8 protein-coding genes are annotated in these 13,190 nt (G+C 56.1%); 6 read left to right on the top strand and 2 right to left on the bottom strand.

Going from position 1 to position 13,190, the window contains the following annotated elements; genetic code table 11:
- Window positions 1–39: 39 nt before the first annotated feature.
- Window positions 40–1,404, bottom strand: a complete 1,365-nt coding sequence (locus AC2IBB_RS02390) for a substrate-binding domain-containing protein (RefSeq protein WP_486331313.1) — start codon at window positions 1,402–1,404, stop codon at window positions 40–42.
- Between the two features lie 452 nt (window positions 1,405–1,856).
- On the opposite strand from AC2IBB_RS02390, the gene AC2IBB_RS02395 reads away from it, so the two are divergent.
- From AC2IBB_RS02395 to AC2IBB_RS02405, 3 genes are all read left to right on the top strand, one after another.
- The gene (locus AC2IBB_RS02395) at window positions 1,857–2,612 is read left to right on the top strand and encodes an Lcl C-terminal domain-containing protein (protein WP_486331314.1); all 756 of its coding nucleotides are present in this window, start codon (window positions 1,857–1,859) and stop codon (window positions 2,610–2,612) included.
- Window positions 2,613–2,704: 92 nt separating this feature from the next.
- On the top strand, window positions 2,705–3,709 hold the full coding sequence (locus AC2IBB_RS02400; protein ID WP_486331315.1) for a serine/threonine protein kinase: 1,005 nt from the start codon (window positions 2,705–2,707) through the stop codon (window positions 3,707–3,709).
- 272 nt (window positions 3,710–3,981) lie between these two features.
- Entirely contained in the window at window positions 3,982–7,209 is a 3,228-nt protein-coding gene (locus AC2IBB_RS02405; RefSeq protein ID WP_486331316.1) for a DUF2339 domain-containing protein, read from the top strand.
- A gap of 3 nt (window positions 7,210–7,212) precedes the next feature.
- Here the strand turns inward: AC2IBB_RS02405 and AC2IBB_RS02410 are convergent, their stop codons facing one another.
- Window positions 7,213–8,073 carry a dienelactone hydrolase family protein gene (locus AC2IBB_RS02410; protein WP_486331317.1) on the bottom strand — a complete coding sequence of 287 codons (861 nt, stop codon included), beginning with the start codon at window positions 8,071–8,073 and terminating at the stop codon, window positions 7,213–7,215.
- Window positions 8,074–8,253: 180 nt separating this feature from the next.
- Here AC2IBB_RS02410 and AC2IBB_RS02415 point away from each other — a divergent pair, with 180 nt between their 5' ends.
- The 3 genes from AC2IBB_RS02415 to AC2IBB_RS02425 all read left to right on the top strand — a co-directional run bounded on the left by AC2IBB_RS02415 (window position 8,254) and on the right by AC2IBB_RS02425 (window position 13,178).
- On the top strand, window positions 8,254–10,170 hold the full coding sequence (locus tag AC2IBB_RS02415; protein WP_486331318.1) for a PhoX family protein: 1,917 nt from the start codon (window positions 8,254–8,256) through the stop codon (window positions 10,168–10,170).
- A 175-nt stretch (window positions 10,171–10,345) separates the two neighbouring features.
- Window positions 10,346–11,305 carry a fatty acid desaturase family protein gene (locus AC2IBB_RS02420; RefSeq protein WP_486331319.1) on the top strand — a complete coding sequence of 320 codons (960 nt, stop codon included), beginning with the start codon at window positions 10,346–10,348 and terminating at the stop codon, window positions 11,303–11,305.
- A gap of 253 nt (window positions 11,306–11,558) precedes the next feature.
- Window positions 11,559–13,178, top strand: a complete 1,620-nt coding sequence (locus AC2IBB_RS02425) for an endonuclease (protein WP_486331320.1) — start codon at window positions 11,559–11,561, stop codon at window positions 13,176–13,178.
- Window positions 13,179–13,190 lie beyond the last annotated feature (12 nt).

Consider the following 13,190-nt stretch of genomic DNA (forward strand, 5'->3'; position numbering starts at 1 on the left):
GACAGGATCGCCGCGAGTGAACCCAGCGGCGATTGGCGATTACTTCGCGTCTTTGCGCACCCAGACTTCTACCCGCCCATTACGGCTCGCGCCATGCTCGCCGCCGGTGGCGCCGACAGTCATGTACTGACCATAGCCAGTAATGGCTTTCACCTCTGCACCGCGCTCTTTCAACGCCCGATTGACTGCGGTCGCGCGTAGCTCAGACACCATTTGCGAACGCAGTTCATCTCCGCTTTTGTCTGCGAAACCAATCAGCATCAAATCCGTTGACGAGCGACCGCTTTCGCGCAAATACGCCAATAAACGTTCCAGATCGCGGTGGGCTTTGTTATCGAGCTTGCTGCGTCCAGCGGCGAAGCGGAAGTTCACCGTCAACCGATTGTATTGACGGGTTAACTGGCGGAAAGATTCCGGGACGCTGTTATCCAGCGTAGGCTCGACTTCCACAATGTTCTGAGAAACAAAGCCGCTTTCTGCAACAATGTTTTGTCCCGTAGCGGAGTGAGTGAAGTGGATAAATTCGTCAATGGCGGATTTATCCGGACGGCCGCTGGTGTAGAAGAACAAACGCCGCGCCAGCGGGTAATCTTCCGTGGCCAGGCTGAGTTGGTCCGGGGTGATGGCTGGGCTGCCTGCTTCCGCTATCGCCAGAGCTTTGCTACTACGAACGGAAGCGAAACCGCTGAAGCCTATGGCTCCGCGATCCTTACTGACATCATCGGATAACTGGTCATTGGACTCATAACGCTTGGCGGTCTTCACCAATTTGTAGTCTTTGCTCAGCACCAGACTGGAGAAGGTATCCCAAGTTCCGGAACGCTCATCCCGTGCGTAAACGGAGACCGCCATATCCGGCCCGCCGATCTGTTTCCAGTTGCTGATTTTGCCGGAAAACAACTCCGCTACCTGAGTGGTGGTGAGGGATTTCACCGGATTGCGCGGATGCACGAGTATGGCGAGACCGTCAACGGCGATAACATGCTCTGATTCCAGCGCTTTCAGGTCAGCGCGCGCTTTGTGCTCCTGTGCTTCAGAGTCTTTGACGGGACGGGATGACGCCCAGACATCCGCTTCTCTGGACTTCAATGTCTTATAGCCGGTGCTGGAGCCATGAGCGGCGACTTTGACCGCCATGGTCTTGCCTTGTACGGTTCCGCTGACGACGGCTTCATTTTCTTTGCCGGCGCTTTTCACCGTGACATTTTGCGTTCCGCGCTCCTCTAAGTAGCGTTTTACCAAAGCTGGCGCCAGCGCGGCGCCAATGGTGTTGGAGCCATGAACTTCGAATAAATATCCTTTTGTGGGGACGTCTTCCTGACTGAAGGGGTCTAACGCATAAACACGCAGGCTGGCGAAGATTAGCGCCAGGCTGACAAAAGCAGTGAACCGACGTGCGCGCATAATTTTTTTATCATTCATTTGAAAAGAACAGTGTGTCAGGTTGGAAAGGAGCGTAGATGCTATTAATTATTTATGACAAAAATATGACAGAACTGTAACAAAAGGTTCCAGATTGGGAGCCCTATTGTTTCAGCTTCGCCACGCATGTGTGGGAAAGCATAGCCCCGCTAAATGAATAAAATATGATAGATAAGGGGCGTTCTTTTCCTGAGCATCCATACTATTAATCAGGCAGACGAATATAATCAGGCAGACGAATAGCTTCCTTCTATTTGTCTGCAACGACAGGGCCTGCACAGGTCAGACCTTTGTCTCCCACGGCTAGCGGCCGGGCAGGCGCGTCCATGCGCCTGATTATCAACATGCCAATTTCATTGCCATGTTGATAAATTGGTTAATAAGCTATCCTCAGGGCCGAATCATCTGCTTTCTAATAGTGAGTTGAGCCTGCCATGCGTCGATCTGTTGCTTGGGCCACATTTCTGGAAGTGCTGTGCGCGATTCTGCTGCTGGCGGCTTTGATCGCCGCGTTATTGTACATATTCAATACGCCGGAGAGGCCACTGCAGGAGGAGGGGGGAGCATTGGAACAGGAGTCTCCGCAACTACCAAAAATTATAAGCGGCTCGGGAGAGCAGGATCAGATCGCTGAGCAGGAAGAGGACGCGCCGAGGTTTGTAAAAATCGACGCCAGCGGCGCGGAGCTGTCAATGGCGGCGAATGACTGGTCCTGTGTGTTTGATCGAAGCACAAGGTTACTGTGGGAGGTCAAGCGAACTGACGGCGGCCTGCAGGACGCCGAACATACTTATTCCTGGGCGCGTGATGGCGATCTGCCGGGCCCGGAAGCAGAGCCGGACGCATCACCACCGGGTGGCAGCGTCTATAACCGTGGTCTGTGTCTGTATTCTGAGTGCGATACCGCGGCGTATGTGCGGGAAGTAAGGGAAACCCATCTGTGTGGAACAGCTGATTGGCGTATGCCGGAAGCGGCGGAGCTGCGAACGCTGGAGCACCCCACTCGCTATTATCCGGATATTGATACGGACTTCTTTCCCAACACTGTTTCCGGCAATTACTGGACTTCGACGGAAGTGGAAAAAGCCAGGACCCTGGCATGGTCCGTGGACTTCAATAATGGCTTTCCCTACATTGCGGAAAAGCGTCTGGCGCATCATCTCAGGCTGACTTCCGGGCCCCCGCGCTAAGGCCGCCGCCGGGGGCTTGGTGGGTAAGCTCCACTATCGCTGAACCGGTTCAGATCTGTTATGTTGGGCGCACTTGGATACAGGACCTCAACATGACTGCGCCGAACACACATCCTTTCGATGCCTTAACCCCCGAATTCATCATGGACGCCGTCGAGAGTCAGGGCTATTTATGCGACGGGCGCATTTTCGCTCTCAACAGCTACGAGAACCGCGTCTATCAGGTTGGCGTCGAAGGCGCTGAGCCCCTTATCGCCAAATTCTACCGGCCTAATCGCTGGAGCCGGGAGCAGATCCTCGAAGAACATGAGTTCTGTTACGAGCTGGTGGAGGCGGAACTGCCTGTGGTGGCGCCGCTTCGGCTGAATGATGGGGGAACGTTGCCGCAGGCGGGAGAATTTCACTTTTCGCTGTTTCCCCGCAAGGGCGGTCACGCGCCGGAGCTGGATAACTTCGACAGTCTGTTGACCTTGGGCCGCCTGCTGGCTCGTATTCATGCGGTGGGAGCGGTAAAGCCTTTCCAGCATCGCCCGCGCATCGACACGCAAAGCTACGGCCGTGACGCGGTAGCCCTGGTGCAAGAGCAGTTCGTTCCCAGTGAATTACGCACTTCCTATGACTCTTTGACTCGCGATCTGCTGCAGGCGTTAGAGGAGATCATCGGCGATGGCGGTGATTATGTTTATATCCGCACTCATGGCGATTGCCACGTAGGCAACATGCTGTGGCGTGACGACGCGGCGCATTTTGTGGATTTCGACGACACTCGCATGGCGCCGGCCATACAGGATCTATGGATGCTGCTGTCCGGCGACCGCCCCAACCGCACCGCGCAGCTAGTGGAAATCGTCGAGGGCTATAATGAGTTTTATGATTTTCGTCCCTCAGAATTACGGTTGGTGGAGGCGCTGCGCACCTTGCGTATGCTGAACTACTGCGCTTGGCTGGCCAGTCGTTGGAGCGACCCCGCGTTTCCCCGTAATTTCCCCTGGTTCAACTCCGCGCGTTATTGGGGAGACCACATACTGGAATTACGGGAGCAACTTGCGGCGTTAAATGAAGAGCCATTGCAGCTTCCTTCCTATCAGGTGCGTTAAAACCCTAACCACCCTATTGGAATCGCCATGCAGGTATTGAAAACCGATACCTTGCATGGCGGATTCCAACACTTCCCAGTTTCAGCTTCCGCTTTTTTTAACGCTCCTACATGTTGAGAGATGGCTGAAATCAGCTCTACCGTTAATAATTGATGTAAAAGAAAAAAACGTTGCTTTGCGCTATTTGCCGGCGTAGATGCGGCGCGCGGATGGTGAGTTCAAATAGGCGATTTCAGCTTTGCTCGTAAAACTATTCAAGGTGCGTGGTCAGCATGGACATACTTATTCTTCTAATAGTCGGCGCCGCGGTTGGCGGAGCCGCTTTGCAGTCCTTTGGCGGTGCGCTGATGGGCGCTGCGTTGGGCGCTTTGGCGGCCAGCTTTCATCGCCTGCAGATGAAAGTGCAAAAGCTGGAGAAAAAAGTCAGCGCATTTGAAAAGGCGCGTTCAGAATCTGTCGCCGCACCTCCGCCAACGGTGGATACCCCTCTTGTCTCAAACATGGAAACAGCGGCCTCATCGCAGCCTATGACGGCGGTCCCGACCATTGTGTCGGAAAACGTGAAGACGTTGGATGAGGTCAAAGAAAAAGAGGAAGACGTTTCCCTTGATATCAGTGACCTGCAACTTGATTTAGAGCCTCCAGTGCGAGACGTCGCGATAGAGCAGGCGTCCGTTACTCCATCACCTGTGACTGAAACTGAATCTGCGCAGGAAGAACCCGTTGTTGCGCCGGCGTCGCCCGTTGAGGTTGCTCAACCTGCCCCCCCACGTCCCACGCCTGCTGAGCCGGCGGCTCCCAATGTGGCGGATAAGCTGGTCGCCTGGGTGACCAACTATTTCACCGGCGGCAATATTGTCGTGCGAGTGGGTGTGATTATCCTGTTTTTCGGCGTGGCGTTTCTATTGAAGTACGCGTCGCAAAAAGTGGTTATTCCTCTGGAGCTGCGTTATCTGGGGGTAGCGGCGGGGGCCGCCGCCATGTTCGCCATCGGCTGGCGCTTGCGTCGCAAAAACCAGGGCTATGGCCTCATTATGCAAGGCGGCGCGATTGGCCTTTTGTACATCACTATCTTCGCCGCTTTCCGCCTGCATGGCTTACTGTCTTCGCTGACCAGCTTTTCCTTGATGGTGGCGGTAGTTTGTTGCGGCGTATTGATCGCCGTCTTGCAAAATGCGCCGGCGCTGGCGGCGGTCAGCGTCATTGGCGGTTTCGCGGCGCCTATTCTTGCTTCCACCGGGCAGGGCTCACATGTGGAGCTGTTCACCTACTACTTGATTCTCAATCTGGGCGTTACCGCCATCGCCTGGTTTAAGTCCTGGCGCACGTTGAACTGGCTGGGATTTGTTTTCACCTTCGGCGTTGGCATGATTTGGGGAGCGCAGTATTACACCCCCATGTTTTTCCATTCCACCGAGCCTTTCCTGATCGCTTTCGCGGTGATGTATAGCTTGATCGCCCTGCTGTTCGCCTTGCGTCAGCCCCCCAATTTGAAGGGGCTGGTGGATGGAACTCTGGTGTTCGGTACGCCTACGGTATTTATCGCCCTGCAATCGTTGATGGTTAAAGACACGCAATACGCTATGGCCTGGAGCAGCGCAGGCGTGGGTATTTTCTATCTGACCCTGAGTTTGCTGGTGCGCGCGCGGCCTCAGATGCGCCTGTTGTACGAATGTTACCTGGCGCTGACGGTGGCGTTTCTCACTCTGGCGATTCCTCTCGCCTTTGACGGCCGCGTTACGTCTGCACTGTGGGCGGTAGAGGGTGTGGCCCTGTTTTGGGTGGGCGCGCGCCAGCAGCGGCTGTTGCCGCGTTTTTCCGGACTGGGATTGATGCTGTTTGGCGGCGCGATGTATCTCACTGAGCCGCCATCCCAGGAACCACAATGGTTTGTGTTGAACGCCGACTTTATTGGTACTCTGCTGGTGACCATCGCAGGCGGTCTCGCCGCTCGCATCGCGACGCGTTACCAGGATCGCCTGTTGCGTCAGGAAGTACAGTGGGCGCCGATTATTCTGTCTCTGTGGGCTTATGCATGGTGGATGGCGGGCGGTTTATTTGAGATTCATCGCCACATCGCTGATACGCACCTGCCGATAGCTGGCAGTCTGTTCACGGTGTTGACAGCGATGTCCTGCCAGTTTTTTGCGGGAAGATGGCGTTCACCGCATTTGCCCTGGCTGGCGATGGCGAGCTTTGTCATTGGCCTGGTTTACCTCTTTACTCACTATCAAGTAGACGCACAGGCTATCGCGTGGCTGAACGCGGACTTCCTGGCGTCCATGGTATTGGTGGCGTATGCGTTATGGGCGGGAATATTCGCCTGGCGCGGCGAGCAGAGCCGGTATTTTGCGCCGGCGGAAATGGTCAATGCGCTGGTGTTGGGCGTGGCGGTGGCGTTAGGGTCGCTGGCGGGCGGGTCCGAGGCCATTGAGCAATATTCGTCAGCGCTGGAGCCGGCGGCGTTTCTGCTGTTCTATACGTTTTTTATCGGCGTTTTTGCGCTTTCGTTCATGCGTTTTAAATGGGCGATGGCGGCGTATCCGGCGTTACTGCTGGCGCCGGCGATACTGTATGTATTGTTCGTCTACGTGGTGGAATACCAGGCGCTGTACGCCAATGTCGGTTGGCTGGCGTTCCCTGTGGCCTGGGCGGCGCATTTCGGATATCTGCGTTTGATGCAGGACCGTGTCCATGCGCCAATTGGCCTGTTTCACTGTGTGATGTTATTCGCTCTGGTGTTTGCGGTCACCTGGCAGATTCATTTTGAAATCACTGGCGCATTTGACCCCGAAACCATGACCGGGCAGGCGGTGTGGGGATTGATTCCGGCCCTTGCGTTGCTGCTTTTGCGGCGCGCGCTGACCGCCATCTGGCCCTTCGCCCGCTACCCGCGTGAACTGTTGCAATGGCTGCCACGCGCCTTGCTGGCGAGTGTTGGCTTGTGGCTGCTGTGGAGCAATATGGTTGCGCCGGCGGACAAGGGGTTGGCGCTGTTGAATCCGCTTGATCTGGTCAATCTGCTGGCGTTGTGGGTGCTCTGGTCGGAAGTGCGCCGCCATGGCGCGCTGGATGCGCTGCAACAGAGAGTGGCTGCTTATGGCGTAGTGGCGGCGTTTTGCTTCCTGTGGCTCAATGCGGCCCTGTTTCGCGCTTTCCATTTCAGTCTGGCGATACCTTACCGCTTCGATGATATGGTGTCGTCCATTGTGGTGCAGAGCGGCATGAGTCTGCTGTGGAGCATTGCGGGTATGTTGTGCATGCTGGTCGGCGCGCGCAGGTTGCATCGCTCGGTGTGGATGGTCGGCGGCGGCTTGATGGTGGCGGTAGTCGCCAAACTGTTCCTGTTCGATCTTTCCGGTACGGGCACTGTGGCCCGTATCGTGGCCTTTATCAGTGTTGGCGTAGTGTTGCTGCTGGTGGGTTACTTCGCGCCGGTCCCGCCTCGGGAAGGCGCTGAGAAAGCGCCTGAGTCGGAAGCGGAACGTGGCGCGGAGTAAGCGTCAGACCAATGCCTGCTTAAGGAAGGCGATGGTGCGCTCCCAGGCTAATTGAGCGGCTTTCGCGTCATAGCGGGCGGCGTTGGCGTCATTGTGAAAGGCGTGATTGACGCCTTCGTACATGTGCAGTTCGTAGCGCGCGCCAGCGGCGTCCAAGGCTTTACGGTAGTCGGGAATGCCCTGATTAATGCGGTCATCCAACCCCGCATAGTGGAGTTGTAGCGGGATTTTGATCCTGGCTGCGTCAGCGGCGCTTGCCTGCCTGCCGTAAAAGGCCACAGCGGCGCCGAGATCCTGAGAGTGAGCCGCCAACTGGTTAGCCATGGCTCCGCCCCAGCAGAAACCGACGCAGCCCACTTTGCCATTACAGTCCTCGCGCTTTTTGACGAAGGAGACCGCCGCTTCAAAGTCGCGGCGAGCCTTGTCGCCGTCCAACTGCGCAATCATTCCGCGGGCTTTGTCCTGATCGTCCGGCGTGCCTCCGAGAGTGGACAATCCATCCGGAGCAAGGGCGATGAAGCCCGCCAGCGCCGCCCGTCTCGCCACGTCTTCAATGTGAGGATGCAGACCTTTATTCTCATGAATAATCACCACGCCGCGCAGCGATGCGGTTGTGTCTTTGGGTGTGGCGAGATAAGCGCGGATGGCGCTTTCGCCGCCTGGGTATTCAACATATTCGCTGCTGTTGCGCGCGTCGTCTTTGGCGATGGTTTCCGCTCGTGCGTAGTTGTTTTCCAGCAGGGGCAGAAGCGCCATGGCCGCAGTGGTCCCGCCGGCCAGTCTGGTCAGGCGCTCCATGAAGGTTCTGCGACTCATGGTGGAGTGCGTGTATTCGTCGTAAAGCCGGATGAACTTCTGTTCCATGGAAAGCTCCTTTTCTTATTGATCAGCTGTTGAACCGCGACTTGTCGCCGTGCAGGCGCATGCTTGTTCTGGGGTACTGCTTTCCTAACGAAAATCTTTAGCCGTAATCGCGCAGTTCACGAAACTGTCATTTACTTGCAGTAAAAGTGCTGTCGGATCAACGCTGTTAAGGTATAAAAAATGACTGTACAACATCCTCAATATGGTTGGGAAATAAAAGACTCTGATGACATTCCCTCCAGTCCTGAGCAGGGCCGGAGCTTCTTTGACATCCTGCAGGCGCGGACTTCCCGTCGCAGCGTACTGCGCGGTTTCGCCGCGGGCGCGGCGGCTTCAGGCGTTTCTCTGACTGGTTGCAGCGCCATCATGGCCGGCTCGGACAAGGGTGAGCTGACTTTCACGGAGCTGCCTCACGGCCAGGATGAAACATTCCACGTGGCGCCCGGTTATGAGCACGACATCCTGATCCGCTGGGGCGATAAAGTGTTAGCGGATGCGCCGGCGTTTGATCCTCGTAACCAGAGCGCGCTAGCGCAATCCAAACAGTTTGGTTACAACAACGACTTCGTTGGTTTCCTGTCATTGCCGTTGGGCTCCGACAATTCGGATCACGGCCTGCTGGCTGTGAACCACGAATACACTATCTCTGAGCTAATGTTCCCCGGTTCGCCGAAGACTGACCAGATGAGCAAGGCGCAGGCGGATATCGACATGATGGCGCATGGCCTCAGCATCATCGAAATCAAGAAAACCGACGGCAAGTGGGCGGTGGTTCAAGGCTCAAAATACAACCGTCGCATTACTCCGGTAACGGAAATGCGTATGACAGGTCCCGCCGCCGGCAGCGACCGTTTGCGCACCGCAATTTCTCAGGATGGCGTGAGAACCCTGGGCACCTACGGCAACTGTGCTGGCGGCGTGACGCCCTGGGGCACGGTATTGACCGCTGAAGAAAACGTGCAGAATTATTTCAAAGGCGATCCCAGCACAACCAAAGAAGCGGAAAACTATAAGCGATTCGGCTTGTCCGGCGAACATGAGTACGCCTGGGCTAACTTTTATGATCGCTGGAATCTGGCGAAAAGCCCCAACGAGCCGCTGCATGTGGGCTGGGTGGTGGAGATCGATCCGTTCGATCCTGACTCCAAGCCGCAAAAGCGCACCGCTTTGGGCCGTTGCAAACATGAAGGCTGCAATGTCTTTGTGAACAAGGACAATCGAGTGGTGGCCTACACCGGCGACGATCAACGCTTCGAGTATGTCTACAAGTTCGTGAGCAAGAACAAATACGATCCCGGCAATCGCGCCGCTAACATGCGCCTGCTGGAGGAAGGAACTTTATATGTGGCGGAATTCACGGACGGCGGTCTGGTGACCTGGCGTCCGCTGGTATTCGGCCAGGGTCCTCTGACCGCGGCCAACGGATTCCGTAATCAGGGCGATGTCATGATTGACGTGCGTAAGGCGGCGGATCTGCTCGGCGCCACCCGCATGGATCGCCCCGAAGATGTGGAGGTGAACCCGCAAACCGGTTCAGTGTTTGTGATGCTGACTAACAATAGCAAGCGTAAGGAAGACGACACCAACGCCGCCAATCCGCGCGCCAAGAACCAGTCCGGCCATATCATCGAAATGACGCCGCCGGATGGCGACCATACTGCCGATCGCTTTATGTGGGATATGTTCATTGTCGCCGGCAATCCGCAGACGGAAGGCGCTAAATATCACCCGGATATTTCCGCCAACGGCTGGTTCGCCGACCCGGACAACTGCGCTTTCGACAATCACGGCAACCTTTGGATCGCCACTGACGGCGCCTACAAAGACGGCGTCGCTGACGGCGTATGGGCCTGTGCGGTGTCCGGCGAAGCGCGTGCGCTGACCAAACACTTCCTGCGTACGCCCTTACAGGCGGAGCTGTGCGGACCCTTCTTCACCCCGGACAATCAGTCTTTCTTCTGTTCGGTGCAACACCCCGGGGAAGAAGGTACTTACGATCAGCCTACCACCCGTTGGCCTGACTTCCGCAACGATCTGCCGCCGCGTCCTTCCGTGGTGGCGATCAATAAGTCCGGCGGCGGCCGCATCGGTAGTTGACGCTTCGATTGCATAATCTGAGGGTAACGAAAAAACCGGGGTTGGAAACAACACCGGTTTTTTTATGGATGAGTATTTATTGAGCGTTTTCGCCAATGGTTTGGAAGAATACGCCATTCTCTGACGTTGGCGAACTTAATAGTATGAATCTGCGTTCACACTTTAGACGACAGCGATGAAACTCGACAGCTATCTCACCAAACAAGAACAACAAGAACTAAGACAGGGCTCCAATTTTCGGGGCATGATGGGCTTCGTGACTACTTGGGGGCTGATCGTCGGTGTGAGCGCGCTTTTTGCTCTCTATACTAATGTTTTCACTCTGATTCTGGCGCTTGTCGTGCTCGCCAACCGGCAATTGGCGCTGGGCATTCTGCTGCATGATTGTTCGCACCGATCCTGGTTTCGCAGCCAGTGGCTGAATGATCAGTTGGGCCATTGGCTGGCTGGCGTTCCGGTGCTGGTTCCGTTGCCTTTCTATCGCAAATATCACTTTATTCATCACGTTAAGACTGGCGAGGACGAAGATCCGGACGTGGGCAATATCCGCAGCTATCCGGTCAGTAAAACCAGTATGCGACGTAAGATTTTTCGTGACTTCACCGGGCAGTCCGGGCTGAAGAATGCGTTGGCGCTGCTGCTGTATGTGAATACCGGCAGACCCGGCAACGCGGTATCCATGGGCGTGCAGACACGTCAGGCGGATAAGGCGGAGGTGCGTCGCACCACGCTGCGTAATTTCAGCCATCTGCTGCTGGTTCACGGCGGCTTTTTGGGGCTTTGCCTGGCGTTGGGCCACTGGGAGGTCTATCTGCTGTGGTGGGTCGCCTATATCTTTACGTATCCCTTTATTATTCGCGTGCGCCAGGTCGCCGAGCATGGGGCCATGCCGGCGTTGTCCTCCGATGACGTGCGCGACACCACGCGCACCACGCTGGCGCGTTGGTGGGAGCGTCTCTTGTTTGCGCCGCATTATGTGAATTATCACTGTGAGCATCACGCTTTGCCCACTGTTCCCGGTTATAACCTGCCGCGTATGCATCAGATGCTGCGCGAGCGCGGCTTTTATCAGGATAAGCCCGAAGCGTTGGTTGTTGGTTATCCTGAGATCATCCGTAAAGCCGCTTCCGCCTGATTCTCTCTTTCTTTTTTCTCATTCCCGTCTTTGCGCCTCTCTGCGCACATTTTACATGCGCGTAATTCATCTGTAGCTCCCTGTTTTAGCGGTCTTAGTCCATATAACGTCTACCATTTCACCTGTACGGCCTATTCTTTGCTGTCCAAAAACCGGCTATCAATATCGTCATAAAAATAACCATAAGCTGTCATAGCGGCCACGTAGGGTATTCCAGTTGTACGCCCGGCATTACTAACCTGGAGCCAGTTAAATGAATAAGAACCTATGGATGATCCTGCTGGGGGCGATGGGGCAAATGCTCTGCCCGTCTTCTCATGGGGAATTGCTGATCAGTGAAGTGCTGTACGACGCGCCAGATAACGATGCGTCGCAAGAGTGGGTGGAGATATTCAATCCGTCCTGCCAGAACGTCAATCTGGCGGACTACAGTTTGCAGGACAACGGCGGCGCTTATCCGTTGAGCGGTGTGATTGGCGCCGGCGCCTACGTCAGCGTGGCGAAGAACTCTACTGGATTCCAGGGCCTGTTCGGGATGAATCCGACGCTTTCCGGGATGTCTCTGAGCCTGGGCAATTCCGGGGACTTCGTCAAGCTGATGAAAGGGTCTCAGGAAGTGGACATGGTGGCCTGGGAAGGGGCGGTCTCCCAGTGGTATTTGAGTGCGCAGAATGTGTCTCTGATGCGCTTCGCCAGCGATGACACGGACACCCAACAGGACTGGGTCGTCGCCACCACAGCGGGCGACCCGGGCGTGGGCGATCTTGACGCTGGATGCGGCGGACCTGATCAAGGCCCTGGCGACGATTCTTCCTCAACGGCGACGCTCGTCAATGGCGTGGCCAAGACAGGACTGGCGGGCGCGGCGGGCTCGCAGACGTTTTATGTCGGCAGCGTTCCCGCCGGCGCGGTCAGTCTTAAATTCGAGCAGTATGGCGGCAAAGGCGATGCGGACTTATTCGTGCGTTTCGGCGCGGCGCCGACCTCCTCCGTTTATGACTGTCGCCCCTATGCGGGGGGCAACAACGAAACCTGTGAATTTAAAGGCCCAGCCGCGGGGGATTATCACGTCATGGTGAGCGGTTACAGTGATTACAGCGGGCTCAGCCTGCGGATGAGCTACAGCGCCGACAACGGAGGCGATGATGGATACGACGACGTTGACGGTTATTACTCTTCCGCGATGGGGAAAACCGGGGCGGCGCTGAAGTCTGCGCTCAATGGAATTCTGCGTGACCACACGGCAATGAGTTACTCCCAGGTCTGGGACGCCCTCAAGTATACGGATGAAGACCCTGACGACAGTGGGAATGTGATGTTGTTGTATTCCGGCCGCTCCATCGACAAGGACGACAATGCCGGCCAGTCCAATTCCGGCGACGCCTGGAACCGGGAGCATGTATGGCCCAAGAGTCATGGTTTCAGCAGCAGTAGCCAATACGCGCATACGGACATCCACCACCTGCGTCCGGCGGATGTTTCCATTAATGGCGATCGCGGCAATAAAGACTTCGATCTGGGCGGAAGCCCGATCAGTGAGGCTCCGGAGAACAAGACGGACGCTGACAGCTTTGAACCCAGAAATGCGGTGAAAGGCGATGTGGCGCGCATGATTTTCTACATGGACGTGCGCTATGAAGGCGGCGATGACAGCGGCACGCCCAATTTGCAGCTCGTCAATTATTCCGGCACCGGAACCAACGACCCCAAACTGGGCAAGCTATGCCAGCTGTTGCAATGGCATAACCAGGACCCGGTGGACGCCTGGGAGAAACGCCGCAACCAGCGTATTTATGAACGCCAGGGTAATCGCAATCCGTTTATTGATAATCCGGGGTGGGCTCAGGAAATCTACACTGCTTCCTGCCAGTAACGCTTACCAATC

Source organism: Hahella sp. NS-SX17 (assembly GCF_057367735.1).

Excerpts from the sequence above, each read along its gene's own strand:
- AC2IBB_RS02390 (WP_486331313.1), bottom strand. The coding sequence starts at position 1,404 with ATGCGCGCACGTCGGTTCACTGCTTTTGTCAGCCTGGCGCTAATCTTC.
- AC2IBB_RS02395 (WP_486331314.1), top strand. The coding sequence starts at position 1,857 with ATGCGTCGATCTGTTGCTTGGGCCACATTTCTGGAAGTGCTGTGCGCG.
- AC2IBB_RS02400 (WP_486331315.1), top strand. The coding sequence starts at position 2,705 with ATGACTGCGCCGAACACACATCCTTTCGATGCCTTAACCCCCGAATTC.
- AC2IBB_RS02405 (WP_486331316.1), top strand. The coding sequence starts at position 3,982 with ATGGACATACTTATTCTTCTAATAGTCGGCGCCGCGGTTGGCGGAGCC.
- AC2IBB_RS02410 (WP_486331317.1), bottom strand. The coding sequence starts at position 8,073 with ATGGAACAGAAGTTCATCCGGCTTTACGACGAATACACGCACTCCACC.
- AC2IBB_RS02415 (WP_486331318.1), top strand. The coding sequence starts at position 8,254 with ATGACTGTACAACATCCTCAATATGGTTGGGAAATAAAAGACTCTGAT.
- AC2IBB_RS02420 (WP_486331319.1), top strand. The coding sequence starts at position 10,346 with ATGAAACTCGACAGCTATCTCACCAAACAAGAACAACAAGAACTAAGA.
- AC2IBB_RS02425 (WP_486331320.1), top strand. The coding sequence starts at position 11,559 with ATGAATAAGAACCTATGGATGATCCTGCTGGGGGCGATGGGGCAAATG.